The sequence below is a fragment of the Streptomyces sp. NBC_01235 genome, from assembly GCF_035989285.1.
Lineage (GTDB): Bacteria > Actinomycetota > Actinomycetes > Streptomycetales > Streptomycetaceae > Streptomyces.
This window is the reverse complement of sequence record NZ_CP108513.1, coordinates 9443091-9468215: the sequence shown is the minus strand read 5'-3', so window position 1 is coordinate 9468215 and position 25125 is coordinate 9443091. Positions and strand designations below refer to the sequence as shown.

Sequence of the window (25125 nt, the reverse complement as noted above, 5' to 3'; positions counted from 1 at the left end):
AACAGCCAGGTTACGGGTCGGGGTTACGTCCGGGACACCTCTCCCAGCGCGTCCAGCACGGGGCGGATCAACGGGTGCTCCTCCGCGCCCCGTCGTACGGCCGCGAAGACCCGGCGGGTGGGCGCCACGCCGTCGACGGGCCGTACGACCACTCCGGTCAGGTCCATGCCGCGCAGCGCCGAGCGGGGCACGAGGGCGACGCCCGCGTCGGCCGACGCGAGGGCGACCACGGCCCGGAAGTCGTCGGAGGAGTGTTCGAGGCGAGGCTGGAAACCGGCGTTCTCGCAGGCCAGTACGACCACCTCGTGGCAGGGGTTGCCGGGGTACGGACCGATCCACGGGTCCTTGGCCAGCTCCGCGAGGGGGACCTCGGCGGCGCCGGCCAGGCGGTGGGCGACCGGGACGACCGCGTCGAAGGGCTCGGCGTAGAGCGGGACATGGGTCAGGCGCGGGTCGTCGGCGGGCGGGGCACCTCGGTACTCGACGGCGACCGCGACGTCCACCTGCCGGTCGAGCACCATCGGCAGGCTGGCGTCCCCCTCGGCGTCCTGGACACGGATACGGATGCCGGGTGCCGACCGGGCCAGGAGGGCCACGGCGGGCGCGACGACCTGGGCGATACCGGTCGCGAAGGCGGCGACCGTGACCGTGCCGGCCGCGCCCGAGCTGTAGGCGGCCAGCTCCGCCTCGGCCCGTTCCAGCTGGGCCAGGACGGCGTTGGTGTGGCGGAGCAGGATCTCGCCGGCGGGGGTCAGCCGTACGCCCTTGGCGCCGCGCTCGACCAGCCGGTGGCCGGTCTCCTGTTCCAGGGCGGTGAGCTGCTGGGAGACGGCGGACGGTGTGAGGTACAGCGCGGCGGCAGCCGCCGTCACGGTGCGGTGGTCGGCCACCGCACGGAGGATGTGGAGCCGCCGTGCTTCGATCATGAGATCGATTATCGCAATATGTCCGGGTCAGCCGGCCCCCGCCGTCCCCTCAGCCCGCCAGCTCCGCCCGGGCCGCGACGAAGGCGTCCACGGCCCGGTTCACGTCCTGCGTGGAGTGCGCGGCGGACAGCTGGACGCGAATGCGGGCCTGCCCCTGCGGGACGACCGGGTAGGAGAAGCCGATCACGTACACGCCGCGCTCCAGCAGCAGCTCGGCCATCCGGGCCGCCTTCGCCGCGTCGCCGATCATGACGGGTGCGATGGCGTGGTCGCCGGGGAGGATGTCGAAGCCCTCGTCGGTCATCCGGCGGCGGAACACGGCGGTGTTCGAGGCGAGCTTCTCCCGCAGGTCACCCGCCGACTCCAGCAGGTCCAGGACCTTCAGTGAAGCCGCCGCGATGACCGGGGCCAGGGTGTTGGAGAAGAGGTAGGGGCGGGAACGCTGGCGCAGCAGGGCCACGATCTCGGCGCGGGCGGCGACGTAACCACCGGACGCGCCGCCCAGCGCCTTGCCCAGGGTGCCGGTGACGATGTCGACGCGGTCCATCACACCGTGCAGCTCGGGGGTGCCTCGGCCGCCGGGGCCGACGAAGCCGACGGCGTGCGAATCGTCGACCATGACCATGGCGTCGTAGCGGTCGGCGAGGTCGCAGATCTCGGCGAGCGGCGCCACATAGCCGTCCATGGAGAAGACGCCGTCGGTGACGATCAGCCGGCGGCGCGCGTCGGACGCGTCCTTCAACTGCCGCTCCAGGTCCGCCAGATCACGGTTGGCGTAGCGGAAGCGGCGGGCCTTGGACAGGCGGATGCCGTCGATGATCGAGGCGTGGTTGAGGGCGTCGGAGATCACCGCGTCCTCGGGGCCGAGGAGGGTCTCGAAGACACCGCCGTTCGCGTCGAAGCAGGAGGAGTACAGGATCGTGTCCTCCTGGCCGAGGAAGGCGGCGAGGCGCGCCTCCAGCTCCTTGTGCACCTCCTGCGTGCCGCAGATGAAGCGCACGGACGCCATGCCGTAGCCCCAGCGGTCCAGGGCCTCGTGGGCTGCGGCGATCACCTCGGGGTGGTCGGCGAGGCCGAGGTAGTTGTTGGCGCAGAAGTTGAGGACCTCACCGGGCCGGCCGCCCGCGGTGACGGCCACGGCCCTGGACTGCGGGCTGCCGATGACCCGCTCGGGCTTGTGCAGACCGGCGGCGCGGATCTCGTCGAGGGTGGCGCGCAGATCGTCGCGCACGGAGTCGAACATGGGGGAACTCCTAAGGAATGCAGGACGGATGCGGGTGACTTACGCGGTCCAGTCGAGGACGACCTTGCCGCCACGGCCGCTCGCGGCATCGGCGAAGGCCGCCTCGAAGTCGCGGTAGCCGTACCGGCCGGTGATCACGGGGGCGAGGTCGAGGCCGCCCTCCAGCAGGACCGACATCGCGTACCAGGTCTCGAACATCTCACGGCCGTAGATGCCCTTGATGGTGATCATCGAAGTGACGATCCGGGCCCAGTCGACGGCGAACTCGGCGGTCGGCAGCCCGAGCATCGCGATCCGGCCCCCGTGCGTCATGTTGGCGATCATGTCGCGCATGGCCTCGGGCCGGCCGGACATCTCCAGGCCGATGTCGAAGCCCTCCCGCAACCCCAACTGCCGTTGCCCGTCGGCGATCTGCGACTCCGACACGTTCAGCGCCAGACTCGCGCCGATCTTGCGGGCCAGCTCCAGCCGCTCCTCGCTGACGTCGGTGACGACGACGTTGCGGGCGCCGGCGTGCCGGGCGACGGCGGCGGCCATCAGCCCGATCGGTCCGGCGCCGGTGATCAGCACGTCCTCGCCGACGAGCGGGAAGGACAGGGCGGTGTGCACGGCGTTGCCGAACGGGTCGAAGATCGCCGCCACATCGAGGTCGACGGGAACGCGGTGCACCCAGACATTGGCGGCGGGCAGGGCCACGAACTCCGCGAAGGCGCCGTCGCGCCCGACGCCGAGGCCCACGGTGGCCCGGCACAGATGACGGCGCCCGGCGAGACAGTTGCGGCACTTGCCGCAGACGAGGTGTCCCTCGCCGCTGACCCGGTCCCCCACCTGGATGTCGACGACGTCACGGCCCGTCCCGACGACCTCGCCGACGAACTCGTGCCCGAGCACGAGCGGTGTGCGGATCGCCTGCCGCGCCCAGCCGTCCCAGGACCGGATGTGCAGGTCGGTGCCGCAGATGCCGGTGCGCAGCACCTTGATCAGTACGTCACCGGCCCCGACGGCGGGCTCCGGGACGTCCGCGAGCCACAGCCCGGGCTCCGCCTTCTCCTTGACCAGCGCCTTCAACGCTACGGCTCCTGTGGTGAGGGCCCGGGCGCGGGCAGGCCGCAGGGCCCCGCATCCGGGAAGACGTGTGGATTCGCCCAGCAATCTGCCGCACTCCACCCACCCAGGTCCATCGAGCTTTTCTTAAGCGCCGCCACAGGTTTCCTACACGCCCCGGCCGCTCCTAGGGCCGCGTCTGCCCCTCCAGCCGTGCGACGAGGTCGGCGGCCGTCGCCTTGATGGTCTCCAGGCCGGCTTTTCCCCAGGGCCGGGGCGCGAGGTCGGCGACGCACACCGTGCCCAGCGCCATGCCGGTCGTGTCGATGAGCGGGGCACCGAGGTAGGAGCGGATGCCGTACTCGTCGACGACCGGGTTGCCCGCGAAGCGCGGGTAGTCGCCCACGTCCTCCAGGACCAGCGCCTTGCGCCGGACGACGACGTGCGGGCAGTAGCCGTAGTCGCGGGGCAGCCGGCGGCCCACCTCGGGCTTGCCGCCACGGGCCGCCCGGCCGCCGGCCGGGGTGTGCAGCCCGGCGAAGAACTGCCGTTCCTCGTCGAGGAAGTTGACCATGGCGTACGGCGCTCCGGTCACCTCTGCGAGGCGAGCCGCGAAGGCGTCCAGGGCGGGCTCCGGCTGTTCTCCGAGGCCGAGTCGGCGCAGCCTCCGGGCGCGGGCGGGAGCGTCCTTGTCCTCGGGGGTGAGCAACAGACGACCGGCCGGGCGCGGCGGGTCGTAGCTCATGGCCGGGCTCCGTCGCTGTGGAGGTGGGTCATATGCGGCTCCGGGGCGTTGTGTGCGGCGGTCACATGTGGGCGCCGCGGCTCGGCTGCGGTGCGGCCGGCGCGTGGGCGATGAGGTGTTTGACGAGGGTGAGCAGGGTCTGGACGCCGGAGGCGGAGATACGGGCGTCGCAGCGGACGACGGGGACGTCCGGGTGCAGGTCGATGGCGGCGCGCACCTCCTCGGGGGTGTAGCGGTGGGAGCCGTCGAACTCGTTGATGGCGATGATGAAGGCGAGTCCGCGTTCCTCGAAGAAGTCGACGGCCGCGAAGCACTCCTCCAGGCGGCGGGTGTCGGCGAGGATGACCGCGCCGAGGGCGCCCTCGCACAGCTCGTCCCACATGAACCAGAAGCGTTCCTGGCCGGGCGTGCCGAACAGGTAGAGGACGTGTCGCGGGTCGAGGGTGATGCGGCCGAAGTCCATGGCGACGGTCGTCTCGACCTTGTTCTCGATGCCGTCGAGGTTGTCGGTCGCGGCACCGACCGTGGTGAGCAGCTCCTCCGTGCTGAGCGGCGCGATCTCGCTCACAGCGCCGACGAAGGTCGTCTTGCCGACCCCGAACCCGCCCGCGACCAGGATCTTCAGGGCGGTGGGGAAAGGGTCGGGGCCGCCTTCGTGAGCTCCGTAGTCGTCGTACCCGCCGTACTTGGGGTGCTCGCCGTACTTGGGGTGCTCGCCGTACTCAGAGCTGTCGTCGTAGTCCATCGAGCACTGCCTCCAGTAGGGCCCGGTCGGTGGGGTTGTGGTGGAACTCGGGGGGCTTGGTGGTCAGCGCCCCGCAGTCGAGGAGGTCCGACAGCAGCACCTTGGTGACCGCCGCCGGCAGCTTCAGATGGGCCGCGACCTCGGCGACCGACACGGGGATGCGGGTCAGGTCGAGCGCGGTCGCGTGTTCCGGTCCGAGGTAGCCGAGGGGGGACGCCCCGGTGGCTCTCACCTGCGACATGAGATCGAGGGCGACGCTGGGCCTGGTTCTGCCGTTGCTGACCGTGAACGGGCGCACCAGCCGTCCGGCCGCGTCGTCGAGCCACGGCCCGTCGCCGGCCGCCACCACGCTCAAGGCCCCATCACCGACGGTTCGACGGCGTGCTGCCGGGGTGCGGTCATCAGATACGGCCGGACGCTCTTCACGAGCATCGCCATCTCGTAACCGAGCACGGCCGCGTCGGCCTCGCGGCCGGCGAGCACGGCGAGACACGTGCCGGAGCCCGCGGTGGTGACGAACAGCAGCGTCGCGTCGAGTTCGACGACGACCTGCCGCACGTCCCCGCCGTCGCCGAACCGGACGCCGGCGCTGCGACCGAGGGAGTACAGGCCGGAGGCCAGGGCGGCCATGTGGTCGGCGCTGTCGGGGTCGAGGCCGTGGACCGATTTCACGAGCCCGTCGCAGGAGAGCAGCACCGCGCTCGTGGTGTGCGGTACGCGCTGCACGAGGCCGCTCATCAGCCAGTCGAGATCGGATACTTGGCCGGTCGGCGCATCGCTCGCCATGGTGGATCGACTCCTTGGGGTACGAAGGTCTGCGGGAGCGCTGGGGGTGGGGGTGATTGTGCTCGGCGTGCTCATCCGGCTGGTGTGCTCCCGTCGTGCCGGGCGGTGGATGGATCGGTACCGGGCAGGTCCAGCCCGTCTCGCGCACCGCGCTCCTCGGGCGGCGCGGCCGCGTGCGCGGGAGACTCCTCGGCTGTGCGGGACCGGCCGTGGTCCGACACGGGGTGCGGGGCGAGGGGCAGGGGGGCCGACGGGTCCGACGGGTCCGACGGGTCCGACAGCAGGTACGGAGGCGGGTCCGTGACGTCCGCCTCCAGGCTCTGCTGGGCCTCGGCCAGGCCGATGCCCCGCTGGAAGGCCGCCATCAGGCCGGGGTCGTGGGCGGCGGGCTGCTCGGTGTCCTGGCGTGGGGCCGGACCCCCGCGCAGTTGGGGCACGATGTGCTCCTGGGCGCGGCGGCGGGGCAGTTGGGGCTTGCCCATGGTGCCTCGCACGGTGCCGATGCGCGGGGTCGGTGCGATGCCCGCGTTCTCCTCGACGACATGCCGGTCGGCCTGCCGGATGCCGGGCACGGCCTCGGCCGGGTTGGCCCGCGTCTCGCGGGCGCCGCGCACGGGCAGGGGTGCCGGCCGGCGTCCGTGTGCACGCGGGGCGTCCGGCTGGTGCGGGCCCGACTCGGCGGCCCCCGCCGAAGACCCATCGCGCGGCTCCGCTTCGGAAGCGGTCCGAGCCCGCGGGGCCGTGGCCGCACGGCCGGTGTCCGAGGCGCCCTGCGGCCGCGCGGTGACCAGGGGCACCCCCGAGGCGGGCGTGCTCTGCGTCGGCGTCCACGCCCGGCCCGAGTCCGAGACGCCCGGCCCTCCCGGCAACCCGGTGGACGTGCCGGGCGCCGCGGAGCCCGGCGCCCACGCCGAACCGAGCAACGGACCCCTGTCGGCACCCCCGGGCACCTGAGCCGAACCCAACGGCCGGCCCGCGTCACCAGCGCCGTACCCCGGAGCCGAACCCGGCAACCGACCCGCCTCACCAGCGCCCCGCACCTGAGCCGAACCCGGCGACCCGCCCACGTCACCAGCGCCGTACCCCGGAGCCGAACCCGGCAACCGACCCGCCTCACCAGCGCCCCGCACCTGAGCCGAACCCGGCGACCCGCCCACGTCACCAGCGCCGTACCCCGGAGCCGAACCCGGCAACCCGCCCGCGTCGACAGCACCCTGCACCTGGGCCCAGCCCGAGGCCCGGCCCGCATCGCCGGCGCCCTGCAGCTGAGCCGAACCCGGGGCCCGGCGTACGTCGGCGGCGCCCTGGACCGAGGACCACCCCGCACCGGCGGTGTCCCCCACCTGTCCCGCCATCGGTGACCGGCCCGCGTCAGCCTCCGTCGCTGCCCCGTCACGCGTCCGGAACGGAACCGGGGAGCGGCCCGCGCCCGCGGGGTCCTGCGGCTGCGCCGCGCCTGGCCGTCGGCCGCCGCCCGCGGTGGTCCGGGGGCTGTGCGGCAGTGCGGGAGCAGGGGTTCGGGCCGCCCCGGCACCGATCGCGGACTGCGGTCCGGGGCGGGGGGTCCGGGTCTGGGGGGCGGGTGGCAGGGGGGGCCGGCCCCCGTCGGACGCGGTGGGTACGAGGGGCAGGCCGGCGCCGTCGGTGTCCGGGCCCTGCGCCACGGCTCCGGGGGCGGCGGAGGGCGAGCCCAGCAGGGCCTGCGGGACGACGAGGACGGCCTGGACGCCACCGTAGATGTTGTTCTGCAGGCGGACCCGGATGCCGTGCCGTCGGGCGAGCTGGGAGACGACGAACAGGCCGATGCGGCCGTCGGCCAGCAGCCGGCCGACGTTGACCTGGTCGGGGTCGGCGAGCAGGGCGTTCATCCGGTCCTGCTCCTCGACGGGCATGCCGAGGCCACGGTCCTCGACCTCGACGGCGAGCCCGGAGGTGACGAGGTTGGCGCGCAGCAGCACCTGGGTGTGCGGGGCGGAGAACACCGTGGCGTTCTCGACCAGTTCGGCCAGGAGGTGGATGACGTCGGCGACGGCGTGGCCGCGCAGTTCGCCGTCGATGGGCGGGACGAGTTTGACCCGCGAGTACTGCTCGACCTCGGCGATGGCGGAGCGCAGCACCTCGGTCATGGAGACCGGGTTGCTCCACTGCCGCCGGGAGACGGCCCCGCCGAGGACGGCGAGGTTCTCGGCGTGGCGGCGGATCCGGGTGGCGAGGTGGTCGACGTGGAAGAGGCCCTTCAGCAGGTCGGGGTCCTCGATCTCGTTCTCCAGCTCGTCGAGGATCGAGATCTCGCGGTGCACCAGGGACTGCAGGCGCCGCGCGAGGTTGACGAAGACCTCCAGCTTCTGCTCGCTGCCGGCCTGGCTGGACAGCTGCGCGGCCTGCACGACGGCGGTGACGGCCCCGTCGTGGGCGTGGGCCAGGTCGGCGGCGAGCAGCTCGAAGTCGTCGGCGTCGTGGCCGGGCGGGCCGCCGCGCGATGCGCGCGGGGGCGGGGCCTCGCCTCGGCGCAGCGCCTCCATGACGGCGCGCAGGTCGGCCTCGCCGCGCGCGCTGCCCCGGCGCAGGGCCGCGACGCGGTCGCTGACGGAACGGGCGGCGCGGTCGGCGGCCACGGCGGCGATCACGATGCCGACGCCGGTCACCGCGACGGCGCCGGCCAGGACCGCCCACAGGGTCGTGCCGGGCCGGACGCCGGTGGAGCGCACGGTGAACAGGATGACCGCGCAGGCGCTGAGCGCGACCGCGGTCGGGGGGAGCACGGCCAGCCGCAGCAACTGGGGCCGTATGTGTGTCTCGGCCGGCGCTGGTGCGGTGCGGGTGACCGGCCGCCCGTGCCGCCCGCCCTCGCGGCGGTCTGCGCGTGCGGCGGGTGCGCGGAGGTGAGACATCGGTGTCCTCGTACTGGTCCGTCGAGCCTGGCTGTCGGTCGGGAGAGCCAAGATTTCGGCCCGGTGTCGCCCGACGGCCACTCACAGTAGTCGGCAACGCATCATGTGCGGTGGGCAGTTGACAAAGTCTCACAGAGACCGTCCCGCTCTGGTATGAGGCTTCGCACGGCAGACCGATAAGTCAGGGAGAGTCAAGGCGCATCCGCGAAAGAAGTCGATCAGACCTGGTCAGAGGTGATCCCAGAAGGGCGGCACGGACCGGGGGGCCCACATCTCCCGGTCCGTGCCGCCGGCTTTCCCTCACCCCGACCGGCCCGCCGGAACGGCCCCCGGCGCTTCACCTCCCCCGGCCGAACCCCTCGGATCGTCACGCACTGTATTGGCCGTGGCCTTGACTTCCGGGCCTGCCTCGTGCGGACCGACTTCGATCACGAACAGGGGTCGCCTTCGCGTGTCACCCTCCTTCGGATCAGCGGTCTCGTCACTGTGGTGTTGCCGCCGCGGCTTGGGTGAGGAGTCCGCCGACAAAGGCGGTCAGCCCCTGGGGGTAGGCGTCTCGCCAGGACAGTGGCGCCCATTGGTCGGCGAGGGCGGCGAGGTGGAGGAGTCGGGAGGCACCGAGGCGGCGGGTGAGGGCGCGAGGTCGGTGGCTTACATCCGCGCGCTCACCGCGACCGTCCGGAGCACCGGGCTCGATGTCCGCAGCGCGGCCTGCCGGGTGACTTGGGCGGACGGTGCAGCCGCACGCCACGAGTTCGTCGTCGCGCCCCGGCACGTGGAGCGCGCACGAGTCGGATCGTTTCGCCGCCCCGCTGGACGGCGCCATCGGCCGCGAGGCCCCGTCCCGGCCGACCGGTACCCGGGCAACCGTGCGATCAAGGTTGCCGACTCGTGCCGCACCACCGTCACTTCGGCGTCCGAGGCCTCTGACCGCGGTGCCCAGGGGCCGAGTTCGGGATCGTAGGTGGAGGTCGTCGAGTTGCCCTCGTCAAGGCACGGCCAAAAGGGCGCTGTCGCCCGGTCCGCTCCCGAGCCGCCCCGGTCTCAGCCCTCGCCCACGAGATCGAGGTCTTCGCGCGTCGTCTTCGAAGCGATCGCCGGGACGGGCCACAGGCGGTTGAGGGGCGCCGACACATCCCGCCACCAGGGATGCGCGGGAACGTCACCCGCGGGCTCGAACGGCAGGCCCGGGACGGGCAGAGCGACCGCCTGCCCGACCGCCTTCGCCGCGGCCAGTGTCCACTCGCCGGGCTCCGCCCAGGGGTGCAGCGAGAGAGTGAACGAACCCCAGTGGATCGGGAGCAGGACCCCGCTCGCCTCTCCTCCTTGCAGGTCGAGGTGCGTCTGGACGCCCTGAGCGGGGTTCATGTGAATGTCCGGCCAGCCGCCGGGCAACGGCGCGGAGTTCGGGTCGTCGTCGGGCCAGAAGTCCGAGTACGCGCCGATCTGGATCATCGTCGCGTCGAACGGCCCGTGGTCGGCGCCGATGTCCTTGAAGCCCTCGAAGTAGCCGGTGTCGCCGCTGTGGTAGATCCGGTGCTCCTCGCCGGCGACCACCCAGGAGGCCCACAGGGTGTGCTGGGTGTTGCGCAGGCCGCGGCCGCAGAAGTGGCGGGCCGGGGTGGCGGTCAGGGTGAGGCCGCCCACCTTCGTCGCCTCGTGCCAGTCCAGCTCGCGCAGCCTGTCGGCGGAGACGCCCCAGCGTTCGAGGTGGGCGCCGACGCCGAGCGGCACGGCGAAAAGGGTGTCCGTGCCCGCCAGTGCCTTGATCGTGGGCATGTCCAGGTGGTCGTAGTGGTCGTGCGAGATGACGATGACGTCGACCGGGCCCAGCGCGGCCAGCGGGAGCGGGACCGGGTGCAGCCGCTTGGGTCCCGCGAAGGGGAACGGGGAGCAGCGCATTCCCCAGACGGGATCGAACAGGACCCGCTGCCCGTCGATCTCCGCGAGCACACTGGCGTGCCCCATCCACGTCAGGCGCAGGCCCGTGGCGGGCGGCGCGGCGAGGTCGGCGAGGGTGGTGGCGTGCACCGGGATCCTCCCCGTGGGGGCCCGGCGGGAGCGCTTCTCCTTGTCGAAGAAGTTCTTGGCGAAGTCGATCATCCCGCCGCCCGAGGGGCGGATCTGCGCCGGGCCGCCGGGGTTCTGGAACACCCCGTCCTTGAAGTGGGGCGATCTGCGGATGCGCGCCATGCGCTCACCGCTTGGGTCCGCGCCGAAGGCCTCGGGCTGCGGAGCGCGGAGCCCGGAGCTCAGGGAACGGAAACCGGACACGGTACCTCCAGGTGGAGTCGCTGAGGCGTTCCATTATGGTCGCCCCCTCCGACAAGACGGGGCCGCCCTGGTCGCACCGGGCCGCGAACCCGCTTTTGACACGGCTACCACGGCCTTCCGATACTGACTCACAGTTCAGTACCAGTCGTTTTCCCGGGCACCGCCCGCGCCGGTCGAGGAGCCCGTATGACCGCCCCCTTCCTGTCGCTCACCTGGACCGACCACGTCACCGGCCGCCAGGGCTTCCTGGTCGTCGACCGGCTCGTGCGCGGCGTCTGCAGCGGCGGGCTGCGGATGCGGCCGGGGTGCACCCTGGAGGAGGTGGCCGGGCTCGCCCGCGGCATGAGCCTCAAGGAGGCCCTGCACTACGACCCGGAGGCCCGCTATGTCCCCCTGGGCGGTGCCAAGGGCGGCATCGACTGCGATCCCCGGGATCCGGAGGCGTACGGGCTGCTGGTGCGGTACCTGCGCGCGGTGCGCCCGTACGTGGAGAGCTGCTGGACCACCGGCGAGGACCTGGGCCTCACCCAGGACCTGGTGGACCGGGCGGCCGCCGAGGCGGGGCTGGTGTCGTCCGTGCAGGCGGTCTACCCGCTGCTCGACGACGAGGCCGCGGCCCGCGCGCGGCTCGCGGCCGCCTTCGCCGTCGAGGTGGACGGCATCGGACTGGACGAGCTGGTCGGCGGCTTGGGGGTCGCCGAGTCCGTGCTGACCGCCCTGGACCGGGCCGGGGTCGCGTACGCCGGGACCCGGGTCGCCCTCCAGGGGCTGGGCACGATGGGCGGGGCCACGGCGCGTTTCCTCACGCGCGCGGGGCTGACGGTCGTGGCCGTCGCCGACATCAAGGGCACGATCGCCAACCCGGCCGGTCTCGACGTCGAGGCGCTGCTGGCCGCGCGGGACGCGCACGGCACCGTGGACCGGGCCGCGCTGCGCTCCGGGGACCTCGAACTGCCGGGCGACGCCTGGCTGTCGGCGGACGCGGAGGTGCTCGTGCCGGCCGCGGTGTCGTACGCGATCGGGGTCGAGGAGCAGGAGCTCATCGGCGCCCGGTGGATCGCTGAGGCGGCGAACATGCCCGTCCTGCCGGAGGCGGAGGCGCTGCTGCACGCGCGCGGGGTGAGCGTGCTGCCGGACGTCGTCGTCAACTCCGGGACCAACGCCTGGTGGTGGTGGACGCTGTTCGGCGACATCGGCGCGGACGCCGACGAGGCCTTCGCGTACACGCGCCGCTCGATGCGCGCCCTGGTGGAAGTCGTGCTGGCTCGCGCGCAGGCGGACGGGACGACGCCCCGGGCCGCCGCGCACGCGATCGCCGCGCGGCGGCTTCCGGTGATCGCGGAACGGTTCGGCCGCCACCGCCCGGTGCCGTGCGGGCCCGCTCCGACGAAACCGGCCGGTCCGGCGGGCCTCGCGCCGACGGATTAGGGTGACGGCGTGGCAAGGGTCCGGTTGAGTGTGGCCGAGCGGCGTGAGGAACTGCTGCGGGCCGCCATCGAACAGATCGAGGCGCGGGGCGTGGCGGCGGTCAGGATCGCCGACGTCGCCGCGGCCCTCGGGGTGAGCAACGCGCTGGTGCTCTACCACTTCTCGACGAAGGAGAAGCTGGTCGCCGACGCGTTCGCCTACGCGGCCGAGGACGACTTGGCGCGTCTGCGCAAGCTGGTCGGCCGCCGGAGCACGGCACTGCGTCGGTTGCGGTCGGCCGTGCGCTGGTACGCGCCCACGGGCCAGGCCAAGGGCTGGCGGCTGTGGATCGAGGGCTGGGCGGTGTCGTTGCGCGAGCCGGCGCTGCGGGAGGTCGCCCGGGACCTCGACAAGGAGTGGAAGGCCGCGCTCGCCGAGGTGATCGCGGAGGGCGTGGCCGCGGGCGAGTTCCGCTGCCCGGACCCGGCGGGCACGGCCCTGCGGCTGACGGCCCTGCTGGACGGGCTCGCCGTACAGCTGACGTCCTATGCGGGCGCGGTGTCCCGGGCCCGCGCGCAGGAGTGGGTCGACGAGGCGCTGGCCCGGGAACTCGGGCTGGGCCCCGAGACGTTGAGCGCCCAGGAGCGCTGAGAGCGGCCGCGGCCGGCACCCGCCCGACCCGGCCGGGCCCGGCGGCCCGTCCCCGCTCAGTCCAGCTCGTACACCACGGTCACGGTCGCCGTCGCCCGGATCTCGCCGGGGGCGACAGGCGCGGCGCCGGTACCGACACCGGGGGTGTCCCCGGCCGACGGCACGGGGCGCGGCGAGCTGGACGCGTCCTCGCTGAGCGAGACGAGCCGGCCCAGCCGGCGGCCGCTGAGACGGGCGTACTGCGCGGCCTTGGTGCGGGCGTCGTCGTGCGCGGCCTGGCGGGCGCGGGCCCTCAATGGGGCGGGATCGGAAAGGCCGAAGGCCACGGAGTTGATCCGGGCCGCGTCGCCGGTGACGTCGGTGATGGCCTGGAGGACCGCGCCGGTCCTCGCCACCTCGCGCACCTTCACGGAGAAGGACTGCGCGGCCTGGTAGCCCTTCAACCGCGCGGTGCTGCCCGTGTAGTCGTAGACGGGATTGAGGAAGACGCTCTCCGTGCGGATGTCCCGGTCGGCGACGCCCTGGGCGCGAACGGCGCCCAGCAGCGCGGCGGCCGCCTTGTTCTGGGTCTCCAGTGCGGCCTGCGAGGTCTTGGCGGAGGCCTCGACGCCGGCGCCGACGACCGCGAGGTCGGGCGGTGCGCTCGCGCCTCCCTCGCCGGTCACCGTCACGGTGGCGGGGCTGACCGGCGCGAGCCGGACGGCCGCGGCGGGTGGGGCGGGCGCCGCGGCGGCCGTGGGCGCGGCGAGTGCCGGGACGCCCAGGGCGAGCAGGGCGACGAGCGCCGCGGCGGCGGGCGTACGGGGAAGGGGCATGCGGGTCCGGTCCTTCGAGGTGTCGGGCGGGGACGGTGTGCGGAGGGGGCGGATGCGGGTGCGGTCATCCCAGCACCCGTACCGGCCCCCGCCCGCGCACCACTCCCGTGCGCTCACCTCACTGGTGGAGCGGCCTGCCGTACGGCCTCGACGGCCGACCGCGCTCCCCCGGGGTCACCTGCTCAGGCCACGGCCGCGATCCGCATCCTGATGTCGTCCGGCGACAGCGTGCCCTTGGCGGTCACGTGGTCACCGGAGGACTCGCCGCGCAGCCGGCGTCCGATCCACGGCACCAGGTACTCGCGCGCCCAGTGGACGTCGTCGCGCCGCACCTCGAGAGTGCCGCGCGGTGGGAGCAGCGGCCAGGGCTGCTCCGGGTCGGCCGGAACCTGGAGGCCGAGGACCTGCCCGGCGCGCAGCGCCACGCGTGTGTGCCCCTCCGGGGAGAGGTGGAGCCGGTCGCCGTCCCAGGCCCTGCGGTCCTGCACGGACTTCAGGGACCACAGGTCGAGCACCGGACAGCCGTACCGGTCGGCGATGGCACGGACATGCCCGTTGTAGGTGGCGATCTTGCCGCGCAGGTGCTTGAGCACGGGGACGCCACGGGTGTCGAAGCCGGTGGTCACCATGACCGTGCCGGCTGCGGCGGTCAGGGACGCGATCGCGCGCTCGAAGCGCTCGGCGACCTCGTCCGGGTCGGTTCCGGGCCGGAGGATGTCGTTGCCGCCCGCGCAGAAGGAGACCAGGTCCGGGGCGAGCTCTACCGCCCTGGTGAGTTGGTCCTCCATGATCTGGTCGAGCAGCTTTCCGCGGACCGCGAGGTTGGTGTAGTTGAAGTCGCCCTCGGGCCGCCGGTCCGCGAGGAGTACCGCGAACCGGTCGGCCCAGCCGACGAACGCCCCGTCGGGGCCGGGGTCGCCAACGCCCTCGGTGAAGCTGTCCCCCACCGCCACGTACGACCCGATCACTGATCTGTTGTCATTCTTCGAATCGTCTGCCACAGCAGTTCATGATTCACCTTCGAATGTGACTTACGCGACCGTAGGAAGGGGTTGACGGACGGTGAGATAAGCCACTCCTAAAGAATGTGCCAATCAGGGAATAAGCGACCAGGCCCGGAAGTCGTTGATCCGGAAGTGGCTCCAGGTGGTCCGGAACGCGAAGTGCCCGCGCGAGTACGGCTCCGGGTCCGTGTAGTCGAAGACGAGCCGGCCGTTGTTCCACCAGCGGACGGCCGAGCCGTCGGAGACGATCCGGACGTGGTTCGGCTCGTTCGCCACGAGCAGCGGCTCGGTGTAGTCGTAGACCAGCGGGCGCACGCCGGCCTCGCCGACGTAGCGGCGCAGCCGGGTGGTGGTGTTGGTGTTGGCGCCGTATCCGACGTAGTACGCCTTGAGATGGTCGTACTCGGCGAGGGCCCCGCCGCGCGGGGTGGCGAACAGGTCGTCCGGGGAGCGGACGTCGACGGCGTTCCAGAAGTTGTTGAGGTCGGACACACGGTCGTTGATCCCGCCCGCGGAGACGGGCGTGGCGACGTATTCGAGGACGTACGGCCCCGCGAACGGCCGCTTGAACCAGATCGTCGCCCCGGCGGGCACGTCGACCTCCAGCGTGCCGCGGGAGGCGGTGACGGTGCCGCCCCTCTCCAGTTCCACGGCCCACTGGCGCAGACCGTGGCGGAAGTCGTCGTGGGCGATCAGGCGGCGGTGGCGGGGGCGGGCGTTCGCGGTGGCCGCGGGGGCGAGGGCGGCGAGGGCGGCGCCGACGGCGAGGGCTCCGAACGCTCTGCGCTTGGTCGTCACGGGAAACGGCTCCTTCGGTGGGCGGGGATGGTGAGGGACGGCTCGGGGACACGACGGGTCCCGGTGCCGAGGCAGTGGTCGGTGTACGTGGACTGGAGGTACCCGCGGACGGGTCCGGCCGAGGCGGCAGGCGGGGTTCTGGGCGAGCGTGCACAAGCGGGTACCGGTCGGTTTCGGTGGTGGTGTGGAGGCGCAGGGCGGTGTGGTCGGCGGTCTCGGCGAGGATCTCCTCGCGGCAGTCGCCGAGGAGGTCGCCGTAGCAGGGGGTGGCGCCGCGGACGTCGGAGACGACACCGGGAGGGTCGAACACCGTCGCGCCGGCCTCGGTCACCGGGTCCCACTTCTCGACGCGGTTGAAGACGAGCAGTTCTGACGCCTTGTCACCGATCCACCAGATTACGGAAGTTGACGCTGGGCGTGGTGGGGGGAGACCCTCCCGTCCCGGACGTTGAAGACGCCCGCGCCGGGCCGGGTCACGTCGGCGGTGGACGAGCCAGGCCACCGAAAGGCCTCCCCCGCCGGTGCCGGACCCGACCGACACATCGCCCCGCCCGCCGACACCTCGGCCGACGGTGACCCGGCTCTGGAGGGGCTCTTCGTCGCCGTCGGCCGTGGCGAATCCGAACCTCCGCTCCGGCCGGCGGGCGCGCCGCCCACCGGCCGGTGCGGCTCGGTGTCGATGGCGGCGCCGTCGGCCACGGCGGCGCTGCGGGACAGGGCCCAGGAGAACGGGGCGGCGCCCGCGGCTGCGGCGCCCTTGCCGACGGTGCGTCGTTCGACGCTTGACACGGGGACCTCCGAGGGTGGTAGAAAGCGCTTGCTCCCTGACGGAGATCACTGTGGCCCCACTCCGCCCCGCCTGTCGATGGGGCGAAAAGGGCCGCCATACGACCGCAATGAAACGATCATGAAGGCGCAAAGTCGCACGCACCGGTCGGCGCGCGCCGGGCACACCGGACACGTCAGGCATCTCGGACACGCGGATACGCCGAAGGCCGGACCCGGGGATCGGGGTCCGGCCTTCGGCAGCGTGTCAGGCGTGTCAGGCGTGTGGTCGTCGGCGGGGTCAGCCGACGGCGACGCCGTGCGAGCGGAGGTAGGCGACCGGGTCCACGTCGGAGCCGTAGTCCGGCGTGGTGCGGATCTCGAAGTGCAGGTGCGGGCCGGTCACGTTGCCGGTCGCGCCGGAGAGCCCGACCTGCTGGCCCGCGGTCACGGCCTGGCCGGCCGAGACGGAGAGCTGGGAGAGGTGGCCGTACTGGGCGTAGTAGCCGTCGGCGAGCTTGATGACGACCTGATTGCCGTACGCCCCGCCCCAGCCCGCGGAGACGACGGTGCCCGCGCCCACGGCCTTGAGGGAGGTGCCGGTCGGGACGACGAAGTCCACGCCGGTGTGGTAGCCGCTGGACCACATGCTGCCGGCCACGTGGTACCCGGTTCCCACGGTCGCGCCGGCCACGGGGAGGGTGTAACCGCTGGAGGTGCTGGTGCTGCTCTCGGCGGCCTGGGTGATCATCTTCGAGGAGGACGAACCGGACGACGAGGACGAGGCCTTCTTGTCGGACGTCTTCGAGGAGGAGGACGAACCGGACGACGACCCGGCGCTGCCGGTCGTGGCCTTCTTGCCGATCGAGAGCTTCAGACCGGGGTGGATCAGCGACGGGTCGCTGCCGACGGCCTGGCGGTTGTCCTGGTACAGCTTCTGCCAGCCACCGCTGACGTTCTGCTCGTCGGCTATCTTCGAGAGGTAGTCGCCGGACCGCACGGTATAGGTCCTGGCACTCGTGGCAATGACCTTCTTCTGCGCCACCGGAACGGACTGCACGGCCTTTTCCGAAACAGACTGCGAAACGGACTGGGAAACCGTCTGCGCAGCGGACTGCGAGGGAGCCGCGTGGGCGCCGGTGGCACCCATGAGCGGAAGGGCGAGCGCGGCGCCGCCGGTTCCGGCGACGGCGATGGAGCGAGTGAAGCGCTGGGTCTTCGGACGGCGGTGCTTACCCTTCGCGGGCATGGCGAATTCCTCTCCGGCGCCTGCGAGGTGAGCTGTCGGGTGCGGACTGGAGATGCCCGGCCGCGCCGAGGCGCAGCTTTACCCCAAGCCTGTTCCGGGACCGGAACAGGCGGTTCTACCTGTGGGTCCCCCGCTCCTGCCGGGTACGGGTGAGTGTGCGGACACCGGACGGCGGCAGGATTAGGCGTCCGTCCGGATTGGTGTGGAACGTAAGCGACCAAGACGCACAGGGACAAGCAGAGGTTGCACGGACAACGCATTTCTCTTGATCCGCTGTGAGAATTCCCGGTCACACTCCGTCAATCGAAAGGCCCGCCTTTTGCCAATCTCCCTGGAAAAGCATGCGAATTACGTGAACATGACGGACGACGTACGGTCACGAATATGACGCTGCTCACGTGACACATCTCCAGGTTCCTTTATTCCAGAGCGAGTTGGAACTAAGGATTCAATTCGGACAGAACGCTCAGATGCGACGCAGCCGGATAACCGTCGCATCAAGGTCGCCCCGCAGCCCGGTGCGCAGCCCGTGATGCAGCAGCACGGCACCCCGGTGAACTTCGCCCGTTTCACGGCATTCGTACGAGACTGTCGGGTCGAGCCCACGCAGCCGCAGCGCCGGAACGGGCTCGCCGAATCGCTGGGCCTGGAGCCAGGCGAGGACGACCGCTTCGTCGCCGCGTACGTACTGGACGGCGCTCAGGCCACCGGCCGGGGGCCGCAGCCGGTAGAGGTCGCCGTGCTGCACGAGGGGCCGGATGTCCTTGTAGAGGTCCACCCACTCCCGGGCCTCGGCAAGCTCCTCCTCGCTCCACTCGGAAAGGTCCCCGCCGACGCCCAGCACCCCGGCCATGGCGCTGACGAACCGGAAGCGCAGCGAGCTGACCCGGCCGTTGAGCTGGACGTTGGGGCTGTCCGTGACCCACGCCGCCATGACCCGTGCGGGGTGAATCTGACTGAAGCCGTGCTGGATGTCGAGCCGGTCGAGCGGGTCGGTGTTGTCGGAGGTCCACACCTGGTCGGTGCGACTCATGATCCCGAGGTCGATGCGCCCGCCGCCGCCCGAGCAGGACTCGAAGGCGACGCCCGGGTGGGCGGCCCGCAGCCGGTCCAGCAGGGCGTACAGGGCCCGCACGTGGTCCACCCAGAGGCGCTGCGGGTAGGGGTCGTCAGGCCAGCCGGCGTCGGTGAAGCAGCGGTTGAAGTCCCACTTGACGTAGTCGACGGGGGCGCTGGAGAGGAGTGCGTCGAGCTGCTCCCAGAGGTACTCCTGGACATCCTCGCGCGCGAGATTCAGTACGAGCTGATTGCGGAACTCCGTCCGCTTTCGTCCCGGTTGGAACTGCACCCAGTCGGGGTGTGCCCGGTACAGCTCGCTGTCGGGGTTGACCATCTCGGGCTCGACCCAGATGCCGAACTGCATGCCGAGGGCGTGCACGTAGTCGGCGAGGGGCTTCAGGCCGTTCGGGAAGCGGTCGGGGTTGGGCCGCCAGTCGCCGAGCCCGGCGTGGTCGCCGGTGCGCGCCCCGAACCAGCCGTCGTCGACGACGAACAGCTCGACGCCGATCGCCGCGGCACGCCGGGCGAGGGTCGCCTGCTGCTCCTCGGAGATGTCGAAGTAGGTGGCCTCCCAGGAGTTGAAAAGCACCGGGCGGTCCTGTTCGGCGTCCGGGACGACGTGCGCCCGCTGGTAGGCGTGCCAGGTGCGGCTCGCGCCGCCGAACCCGGCGTCGCTCCACAGGCCGGCGAAGACGGGCGTGGTGAAGGACTCCCCCGCCGCGAGGCGTAGCAGACCCGAGTCGTCGTAGCCCGCGCCGCCGGTGATCTGCACGCGCGCGTCGGGGAGTTGGGCGACAGCGATCCGCCAGGAGCCCGACCAGCCGAGGGCACACCCGTAGACCTCGCCGCGCTCCTCGGTCGCGTCGGTGTCCAGCGCCACCCAGGGCAGGTGCTGGTGCCCCGTGTGGCCGCGGCGGCTGCCGATCACCTTCTCACCGTAGGTGAGGGGGGAGCGTGTGAGCCGCGACTCCGCCGCCCAGCGGCCGTGCAGCTGCGACAGCCGCCAGCCGTCGCGCTCGGGCAGGCTCCAGGTGGCGGAGTCAGCGCGCAGCAGCTCCAGTGGCTGCTCGCCCTCGTTGCGCAGGGTCGTCCAGCGCTCGACGACATCCCCTCGCATCCGGTAGTGCAGGGTGACGCAGAGCCCGCCGTCCCGGAAACGCAGCCGCAGCCCGTCGCCGTCGGTCTCGTACGCCTCGAAGGTCCACTCGGTGCCGCGCCGCTCGTCGGTGCGCACGGACAGGGCGGGCCGGACGAAGCGGGGGCCGCCCTCGACCGGGTACTCCTCGCGGCCGTCGAGCGGGGACTCGAAGGACGCCCCGCGCTCGGCCGCCGGGAGTACGGCGAGCGCCTCGGCGTCCGCGAGCGCGATGCCCGGGCCCCAGTGCAGGTGGACCAGCTCGTCGGCCTCGGTGAGGTGGAGGGCGTAGCTGCTCGTGGGCCCCGAAAGGAGCCAGGTACGGCCGTTGTCGGCGATCTCGGGCATCAAACCCCCACTAATTCGAACAGGTGCGATCAAGCACCAACATCATCGAATGAGGTCGGCCCGCCGGGCAACTTCCGGCGGACAAGTCGTCACCTGGGTGGACGTCCGGTTTCTCCGGGCTGTGGACAACCCGTTGCCCTGGGAATCCATATCGTATGGTCGTGGAGGTGTCCCGTCGGCCACCACGAGCCGCGCCGACGGAGACCGACAAGGAGGGAGCCCCAGTGACGCAGCAGATCCCGTCGACCGAGCCCGAGCTGGCCGGCGTGCGCAACTTCCGGGACGTGGGCGGCCTGCCGACCGTCGACGGCCGGCGGGTGCGCCACGGCGTGCTGTTCCGCAGCGGCCACCTCGCGCACGCGAGCGACGAGGACGCCGCGTTCCTCTCCGACCTGGGCCTGCACACGATCTTCGACTTCCGCAACGCGGCGGACCAGAAGCTGGAGGGACCGGACGTCGAACTACCGGGCGTGCGCAACGTGAACCTGCCGCTGTCGGACCCGGCGGACGGCTCCGAGTTCTGGAAGATGGTGCGCGACGGCCACATCGACCAGCTGCGCGAGATCCTCGGGGACGGCAAGGCCGCGGGCCGGATGATCGCCTCCTACCGCTCGATCGTCAAGGAGCGGACGGCGGAGCACTCGCGGGTGCTGCACTCGCTCGCCGAGGACAGCGTCCCGGCCCTGATGCACTGCGCGGCGGGCAAGGACCGCGCGGGTCTGTCGATCGCAGTGACGCTGCTCGCCCTGGGCGTGGAGCGCGAGGCGATCCTCGCCGACTACCTGGAGTCCAACGCCAAGCACCGCCGCTACAAGGTGCGCCGCAGCGCCACCTCCGCCGACGCGTACTCCCCCGAGGTCATGGAGCTGCTCAGCCCCCTGTTCGACGCCCGCGCGGAGTACCTCGCGGCGGCGCTCGAGACCATCGAGGAGATCTGGGGCGGCGTCGACACCTACCTGGAGGAGGGCCTCGGCCTCTCTCCCGAGACCCGTGAGCGGCTGCGGGAACGGCTGCTCGACTGACAGACGCTTCGGCGCCGCTCCGACATCGCTCCGGCACCGCTGCCCGAGCGGGCCGGCCCTACTGGCCGGCCCTACTGGTTGGCCCCCACCTCGAACAGCAGCCAGAGGAAGCCCGCGAAGAGGTGCCCCACGGCTATGTAGATGATCAGCCGGATCCACAGGGTGCGGGGGAACTTCTCCTCGAAGTCGCTCATGGTGTCTCTCCGGTCTCTGAAGGGGTCGGGCCCAGGCACAGCGTGGCCGTGGGGCTCTGCAGCAGGGTGTGGACGAAGAGGAGCTCGACCCCGTCTGCGTCCTGCGCGGCGATGCGGTGCGGGGTGAGCGAGTCGAAGTGCGCGCTGTCCCCCGGCCCGAGCAGGTCCGTGGTGTCCCCGAGGCGCAGCCGCAGCCGCCCCCGCAGGACGTGCAGCCATTCCTCTCCGGGGTGCACCCGCACGATGTCGCCCTGGGAGCCGTACGGGACGTGGACGCGCAGGGCCTGCATCCCGCGCCCTGAGGCGCCGGCCTGCCAGTACGTCCAGCCGCCCGCACGGGTCGGCTCCATCTCGGCGGCGCGTACGACGGCGTCCCGGTCGGCGACCCTCTCGCCGAGCAGCTCCGAGACCGTCGTACCGTAGATACGGGCGAGCGCGAGCAGCATCGGCAGCGAGGGCTGGCGCTGCCCGGTCTCCAGGCGGGAGAGGTGCCCCGGCGACAGCCCGGCGGCCCGGGCCGCGGCCTCCAGGGTGAGGGCGGCCCGGCGGCGCAGGGCGCGCAGCTGGGGGGCGACGACGGGAAGAGCCTCGACGTGTTCCGCCGACGGCTCGGACTCGGGCGAGTTCATGCCTCCATTTCACGCCCGACTTGCCTCAGGGGCAAGTTTCTTGCCTCTGAGGCAAATCGACCGAGGCCGCCTCAGCGGTTGGCCACCGCCTGCTTCACCAGGGTCTTGCTGAAGTCCCACATCAGCCCGCCACCGCTGTGCGCGTCGTCCATCACGGCGGTGAAGGCGTCGACGAACCGGTCCACCTCCCGCTCGCCGATGATCAACGGCGGGATCAGCTTGATCACCTCCAGGTGGTCGCCGGAGACCTGGGTGAGGATCCGGTGCCGCTGGAGCAGCGGCACGACCACCATCTGCGCGAACAGTCCCTTGCGAGCCGCCTGGAGCATGGTCCAGCGGCTGCGCAGCTTCAGTGACCGGGGCTTTCCGAACTCGATGCCGATCATCAGGCCCCGGCCGCGGACGTCGGCCAGCAGCTCGTAGGTGTCGATCAGGGCGGCGAGCCGGGATTTCAGGCGATCGCCTGTCAGCCGGGCGCCCGCGACGATCTGCTCGTTCTCCATGACGGACAGCACCGCAAGCCCGGCCGCCATGGCCTGCGCGTTGGACCCGAAGCTCGCGGAGTGCACCAGCACCCGGTCCATCGACGAGTAGACCTTCTTGAAGATCCAGTCCTTGCCGAGGGTGGCGCCCACCGGCACATACCCGCCCGACAGCGCCTTGGCCACGCACACCAGGTCCGGCTCGACGCCCTCCTCGTGCTGGTAGGCGTAGAAGTCGCCGGTGCGGCCGAGGCCGGTCTGCACCTCGTCGGCGATGAGCAGTGCCTTGTGCTTGTGCAGCAGTTCCTGGGCGGCGCGCAGATAGCCGGGCGGTGCCTCGTGCACGCCCTTGCCCTGGATCGGCTCGACGATCAGGGCGGCGACGTCGCCCTTCTTCAACTCCCTCGCCAGCGCGTCGAGATCACCGAGCGGGACCGCCGTGTCGGGCAGCAGGGGCGCGAACCCGTCCCGGAATCCCGACTCGCCGTTCACGGACAGCGAGCCCGTGGTGAGTCCGTGGAAGGCGTGGTCGCAGTACAGGATCCTCGGTCTGCCGGTCGCGTACCGGGCGAACTTCAGCGCGGTCTCCACCGCCTCGGTGCCGCTGTTGCCGAAGAACGCCCGGTCCAGATGCGGGCTGTGCGAGAGCAGCTTCTCGGCCAGCAGTCCGGGCAGCGGCTGGCAGTCGAAGCGGGTGAGGTCGGCGAGCTGGGCGTCGAGGACGTCGTGCAGCGCCTTGCGGACGACGGGATGGTGGCGGCCCAGGCCCATGACGCCGAACCCGGCGAGCATGTCCAGGTAGTCGTCGCCGTCCGCGTCCCAGAAGTACGCGCCCTCGCCGCGCTCGTAGACCTTGTCGAAGCCGATGGTGTGCAGCATGCGCGGCAGTTGGTGGTTGAGGTACTTGCCGTGCAACTCGTAGCGCTCGGCTCCTCGTTCGGCCAGGAGGGCGCCGAGGTCGAACTCCGTGGTCATTCAGCTTTCTCCTTGACTGCGCCGACGACGAGGCCGTCGGCGGACCTGACGTCCTTGACGGCCAGGCTCGCGCTGATCCGGCCGGCCACCTCGACGGGCGTGAGGCCGATGTCGGCGAGCACCTCGCCGCGCTTGGCGTGCGCGAGGAACTGCTCCGGGATCCCGAACCTCCGTACGGGCACGTCGACCTCGGCATCGCCCAGGGCCAGCGCCACCGCCGAACCGACCCCGGCGGCACGGCTGTTGTCCTCGACGACGGCCACCAGACGGTGCTCGGCGGCGAGGCCGGGCAGGGCCGGGTCGACGGGTTTTACCCAACGCGGGTCGACGACCGTGCAGTTGACGCCCCGCGCCGCCAGCAGCTCGGCGGCCTGCAAGCACACCGGCGCCATGACGCCGACGGCCACGAGGAGCACGTCGGCCCGCTCGCCCCGGTGCAGCACGTCCATGCCGCCCACCCTGCCGACCGCCGGGATCTCCGGCCCGACCGACTCCTTCGGGAAGCGGACCAGCGTCGGCGCGTCGTCCACCGCTACCGCCTCCCGCAACTGCGTGCGCAGTCGCTCGGCGTCGCGCGGGGCCGCGATGCGCAGTCCCGGGACGACCTGGAGGACGGACATGTCCCACATGCCGTTGTGGGACGCGCCGTCGACGCCGGTCACCCCGGCCCGGTCCAGCACGAACGTCACCCCGCAGCGGTGCAGGGCCACGTCCATCAGCAACTGGTCGAAGGCCCGGTTGAGGAACGTGGCGTAGACGGCGACGACGGGGTGCAGGCCGCCGGTCGCCAGGCCGGCCGCGCTCACGGCCGCGTGCTGTTCGGCTATGCCGACGTCCCACACGCGCTCCGGGAAGCGTTCGGCGAACCTGCCGAGCCCCACCGGGTGCAGCATCGCCGCCGTGATCGCCACGACGTCGTCCCGTTCCTCGCCGATGGCCACGATCTCGTCGCCGAAGACGGACGTCCACGACGGCCCGCTGGAGGGGCTGAGCGGCGCGCAGGTCAGCGGGTCCATCACACCGACGGTGTGGAAGTGGTCCTCCTCGTGCGCCAGCGCGGGCTCGTAGCCCCGCCCCTTCTCGGTCAGGCAGTGCACCAGCACCGGCCCGTGGAAGCGCTTGGCCCGCCGCAGCGCGGACTCGACGGCCTTGAGGTCGTGCCCGTCGATCGGGCCGACGTATTTCAGGCCGAGGTCCTCGAACATGCCCTGCGGCGCGAACGCGTCCTTGAAGCCCTTCTTCGCGCCGTGCAGCGACTCGTAGACCGTGTGCCCGACGACCGGCGTGCGCAGCAGGACGTCCTTCCCCCAGGCCAGCACCTTCTCGTAGCCGTCGGTGGTGCGCAGGGTCGCCAGGTGGTTGGCGAGCCCGCCGATGGTCGGCGCGTACGAGCGCTCGTTGTCGTTGACGACGATGATCAGCGGCCGGTCCTTGGCGGCGGCGATGTTGTTCAGCGCCTCCCAGGCCATGCCGCCGGTGAGCGCGCCGTCACCGATGACCGCGACGACATGGCCCTTCTCGCCCTGCACCTGGCGGGCCTTGGCGAGCCCGTCGGCCCAGCCGAGCGCGGTGGAGGCGTGGCTGTTCTCGATGACGTCGTGCTCGGACTCCTCACGGGAGGGGTATCCGGACAGGCCCCCTTTGCCGCGCAGCTTGGAGAAGTCCTGACGCCCTGTCAGCATCTTGTGCACATAGCTCTGGTGGCCGGTGTCCCACAGGATGCGGTCGACCGGCGACTCGAAGACCCGGTGCAGCGCGATGGTCAGTTCCACCACGCCCAGGTTGGGCCCGAGGTGTCCGCCGGTCCTGGCGACCGCGTGCACCAGGAAATCCCTTATCTCTTCGGACAGTTCACCGAGTTCCGCCTCGGACAGCGCCTTCAGGTCACGTGGTTGCCGGATGTTCTCCAGGATCGTCACGTCGGGCCCCCTTCGGTCC

General features: G+C 72.0%; 22 protein-coding genes, 1 pseudogene and 1 riboswitch. Of the genes and pseudogenes, 3 read left to right on the top strand and 20 right to left on the bottom strand.

Annotated features, from left to right (window positions below; all coding sequences use genetic code 11):
- Window positions 1-23 precede the first annotated feature (23 nt).
- The 9 genes from OG289_RS42620 to OG289_RS42580 form a co-directional block, all read right to left on the bottom strand.
- Complete coding sequence (locus OG289_RS42620) at window positions 24-926, bottom strand: LysR family transcriptional regulator (RefSeq protein ID WP_327319360.1); 903 nt, start codon at window positions 924-926, stop codon at window positions 24-26.
- A gap of 49 nt (window positions 927-975) precedes the next feature.
- On the bottom strand, window positions 976-2169 hold the full coding sequence (locus tag OG289_RS42615) for a glycine C-acetyltransferase (RefSeq protein WP_327319359.1): 1194 nt from the start codon (window positions 2167-2169) through the stop codon (window positions 976-978).
- A 39-nt stretch (window positions 2170-2208) separates the two neighbouring features.
- The gene (tdh, locus tag OG289_RS42610) at window positions 2209-3237 is read right to left on the bottom strand and encodes an L-threonine 3-dehydrogenase (RefSeq protein ID WP_327319358.1); all 1029 of its coding nucleotides are present in this window, start codon (window positions 3235-3237) and stop codon (window positions 2209-2211) included.
- Window positions 3238-3400: 163 nt separating this feature from the next.
- The gene (locus OG289_RS42605) at window positions 3401-3958 is read right to left on the bottom strand and encodes a GAF domain-containing protein (RefSeq protein WP_327319357.1); all 558 of its coding nucleotides are present in this window, start codon (window positions 3956-3958) and stop codon (window positions 3401-3403) included.
- A gap of 61 nt (window positions 3959-4019) precedes the next feature.
- Window positions 4020-4703 carry a GTP-binding protein gene (locus OG289_RS42600; protein WP_327319356.1) on the bottom strand — a complete coding sequence of 228 codons (684 nt, stop codon included), beginning with the start codon at window positions 4701-4703 and terminating at the stop codon, window positions 4020-4022.
- Window positions 4681-5052, bottom strand: coding sequence for a DUF742 domain-containing protein (locus OG289_RS42595; RefSeq protein ID WP_327320972.1), 372 nt, complete (start codon window positions 5050-5052; stop codon window positions 4681-4683). The genes OG289_RS42600 and OG289_RS42595 overlap by 23 nt, the downstream gene beginning before the upstream one ends.
- Window positions 5053-5054: 2 nt before the next feature.
- Window positions 5055-5489 carry a roadblock/LC7 domain-containing protein gene (locus OG289_RS42590; protein WP_327319355.1) on the bottom strand — a complete coding sequence of 145 codons (435 nt, stop codon included), beginning with the start codon at window positions 5487-5489 and terminating at the stop codon, window positions 5055-5057.
- Window positions 5490-5560: 71 nt separating this feature from the next.
- On the bottom strand, window positions 5561-8380 hold the full coding sequence (locus tag OG289_RS42585; protein ID WP_327319354.1) for an ATP-binding protein: 2820 nt from the start codon (window positions 8378-8380) through the stop codon (window positions 5561-5563).
- A gap of 1044 nt (window positions 8381-9424) precedes the next feature.
- A complete protein-coding gene (locus OG289_RS42580; RefSeq protein WP_327319353.1) occupies window positions 9425-10654 on the bottom strand; it encodes an MBL fold metallo-hydrolase in 1230 nt (409 codons plus the stop codon).
- 186 nt (window positions 10655-10840) lie between these two features.
- On the opposite strand from OG289_RS42580, the gene OG289_RS42575 reads away from it, so the two are divergent.
- Complete coding sequence (locus OG289_RS42575; RefSeq protein ID WP_327319352.1) at window positions 10841-12082, top strand: Glu/Leu/Phe/Val dehydrogenase dimerization domain-containing protein; 1242 nt, start codon at window positions 10841-10843, stop codon at window positions 12080-12082.
- Between the two features lie 9 nt (window positions 12083-12091).
- The gene (locus tag OG289_RS42570; protein ID WP_327319351.1) at window positions 12092-12712 is read left to right on the top strand and encodes a TetR/AcrR family transcriptional regulator; all 621 of its coding nucleotides are present in this window, start codon (window positions 12092-12094) and stop codon (window positions 12710-12712) included.
- Between the two features lie 56 nt (window positions 12713-12768).
- Here OG289_RS42570 and OG289_RS42565 read toward each other — a convergent pair whose 3' ends face one another.
- The 7 genes and pseudogenes from OG289_RS42565 to OG289_RS42535 form a co-directional block, all read right to left on the bottom strand.
- Complete coding sequence (locus OG289_RS42565; protein ID WP_327319350.1) at window positions 12769-13527, bottom strand: SIMPL domain-containing protein; 759 nt, start codon at window positions 13525-13527, stop codon at window positions 12769-12771.
- A gap of 182 nt (window positions 13528-13709) precedes the next feature.
- Complete coding sequence (locus OG289_RS42560; protein WP_327320971.1) at window positions 13710-14495, bottom strand: SGNH/GDSL hydrolase family protein; 786 nt, start codon at window positions 14493-14495, stop codon at window positions 13710-13712.
- A gap of 126 nt (window positions 14496-14621) precedes the next feature.
- Complete coding sequence (locus OG289_RS42555; protein WP_327319349.1) at window positions 14622-15329, bottom strand: DUF6250 domain-containing protein; 708 nt, start codon at window positions 15327-15329, stop codon at window positions 14622-14624.
- A gap of 226 nt (window positions 15330-15555) precedes the next feature.
- Window positions 15556-15831 (bottom strand): annotated as a pseudogene (locus OG289_RS42550) (rhamnogalacturonan lyase family protein); the annotation flags it as partial.
- Window positions 15726-16118 (bottom strand): hypothetical protein, encoded by a 393-nt coding sequence (locus tag OG289_RS42545; protein ID WP_327319348.1) that lies wholly within the window; start codon window positions 16116-16118, stop codon window positions 15726-15728. The pseudogene OG289_RS42550 and the gene OG289_RS42545, both read right to left, overlap by 106 nt.
- Before the next feature lie 277 nt (window positions 16119-16395).
- Window positions 16396-17343 carry a M23 family metallopeptidase gene (locus OG289_RS42540; RefSeq protein WP_327319347.1) on the bottom strand — a complete coding sequence of 316 codons (948 nt, stop codon included), beginning with the start codon at window positions 17341-17343 and terminating at the stop codon, window positions 16396-16398.
- Between the two features lie 4 nt (window positions 17344-17347).
- Window positions 17348-17505: riboswitch (cyclic di-AMP (ydaO/yuaA leader) on the bottom strand.
- 304 nt (window positions 17506-17809) lie between these two features.
- A complete protein-coding gene (locus OG289_RS42535) occupies window positions 17810-19885 on the bottom strand; it encodes an alpha-galactosidase (protein ID WP_327319346.1) in 2076 nt (691 codons plus the stop codon).
- 224 nt (window positions 19886-20109) lie between these two features.
- Between OG289_RS42535 and OG289_RS42530 the strand changes: the two genes are divergently transcribed.
- Window positions 20110-20907: a tyrosine-protein phosphatase gene (locus tag OG289_RS42530; protein WP_327319345.1), complete on the top strand. Its 798-nt coding sequence runs from the start codon at window positions 20110-20112 to the stop codon at window positions 20905-20907.
- Window positions 20908-20978: 71 nt separating this feature from the next.
- On the opposite strand, the gene OG289_RS42525 is transcribed toward OG289_RS42530, so the two are convergent.
- The 4 genes from OG289_RS42525 to dxs form a co-directional block, all read right to left on the bottom strand.
- Window positions 20979-21101 carry a DUF6126 family protein gene (locus tag OG289_RS42525; RefSeq protein WP_327319344.1) on the bottom strand — a complete coding sequence of 41 codons (123 nt, stop codon included), beginning with the start codon at window positions 21099-21101 and terminating at the stop codon, window positions 20979-20981.
- Window positions 21098-21730, bottom strand: a complete 633-nt coding sequence (locus tag OG289_RS42520) for a helix-turn-helix domain-containing protein (RefSeq protein WP_327319343.1) — start codon at window positions 21728-21730, stop codon at window positions 21098-21100. Before OG289_RS42520 ends, OG289_RS42525 begins: the two co-directional genes overlap by 4 nt.
- A 71-nt stretch (window positions 21731-21801) precedes the next feature.
- Window positions 21802-23187: an aspartate aminotransferase family protein gene (locus OG289_RS42515; protein WP_327319342.1), complete on the bottom strand. Its 1386-nt coding sequence runs from the start codon at window positions 23185-23187 to the stop codon at window positions 21802-21804.
- Window positions 23184-25106 carry a 1-deoxy-D-xylulose-5-phosphate synthase gene (dxs, locus tag OG289_RS42510; RefSeq protein WP_327319341.1) on the bottom strand — a complete coding sequence of 641 codons (1923 nt, stop codon included), beginning with the start codon at window positions 25104-25106 and terminating at the stop codon, window positions 23184-23186. Before dxs ends, OG289_RS42515 begins: the two co-directional genes overlap by 4 nt.
- Window positions 25107-25125: the final 19 nt, after the last annotated feature.

What these genes read in the sequence shown, in the direction of transcription:
- OG289_RS42565 (WP_327319350.1), bottom strand. Translation starts at nt 13,527, where the DNA reads ATGCCCCTTCCCCGTACGCCCGCCGCCGCGGCGCTCGTCGCCCTGCTC.
- OG289_RS42535 (WP_327319346.1), bottom strand. Translation starts at nt 19,885, where the DNA reads ATGCCCGAGATCGCCGACAACGGCCGTACCTGGCTCCTTTCGGGGCCC.
- OG289_RS42515 (WP_327319342.1), bottom strand. Translation starts at nt 23,187, where the DNA reads ATGACCACGGAGTTCGACCTCGGCGCCCTCCTGGCCGAACGAGGAGCC.
- OG289_RS42540 (WP_327319347.1), bottom strand. Translation starts at nt 17,343, where the DNA reads ATGCCCGCGAAGGGTAAGCACCGCCGTCCGAAGACCCAGCGCTTCACT.
- OG289_RS42590 (WP_327319355.1), bottom strand. Translation starts at nt 5,489, where the DNA reads ATGGCGAGCGATGCGCCGACCGGCCAAGTATCCGATCTCGACTGGCTG.
- OG289_RS42615 (WP_327319359.1), bottom strand. Translation starts at nt 2,169, where the DNA reads ATGTTCGACTCCGTGCGCGACGATCTGCGCGCCACCCTCGACGAGATC.
- OG289_RS42620 (WP_327319360.1), bottom strand. Translation starts at nt 926, where the DNA reads ATGATCGAAGCACGGCGGCTCCACATCCTCCGTGCGGTGGCCGACCAC.
- OG289_RS42575 (WP_327319352.1), top strand. Translation starts at nt 10,841, where the DNA reads ATGACCGCCCCCTTCCTGTCGCTCACCTGGACCGACCACGTCACCGGC.
- OG289_RS42605 (WP_327319357.1), bottom strand. Translation starts at nt 3,958, where the DNA reads ATGAGCTACGACCCGCCGCGCCCGGCCGGTCGTCTGTTGCTCACCCCC.
- OG289_RS42600 (WP_327319356.1), bottom strand. Translation starts at nt 4,703, where the DNA reads ATGGACTACGACGACAGCTCTGAGTACGGCGAGCACCCCAAGTACGGC.
- OG289_RS42520 (WP_327319343.1), bottom strand. Translation starts at nt 21,730, where the DNA reads ATGAACTCGCCCGAGTCCGAGCCGTCGGCGGAACACGTCGAGGCTCTT.
- OG289_RS42525 (WP_327319344.1), bottom strand. Translation starts at nt 21,101, where the DNA reads ATGAGCGACTTCGAGGAGAAGTTCCCCCGCACCCTGTGGATCCGGCTG.
- OG289_RS42585 (WP_327319354.1), bottom strand. Translation starts at nt 8,380, where the DNA reads ATGTCTCACCTCCGCGCACCCGCCGCACGCGCAGACCGCCGCGAGGGC.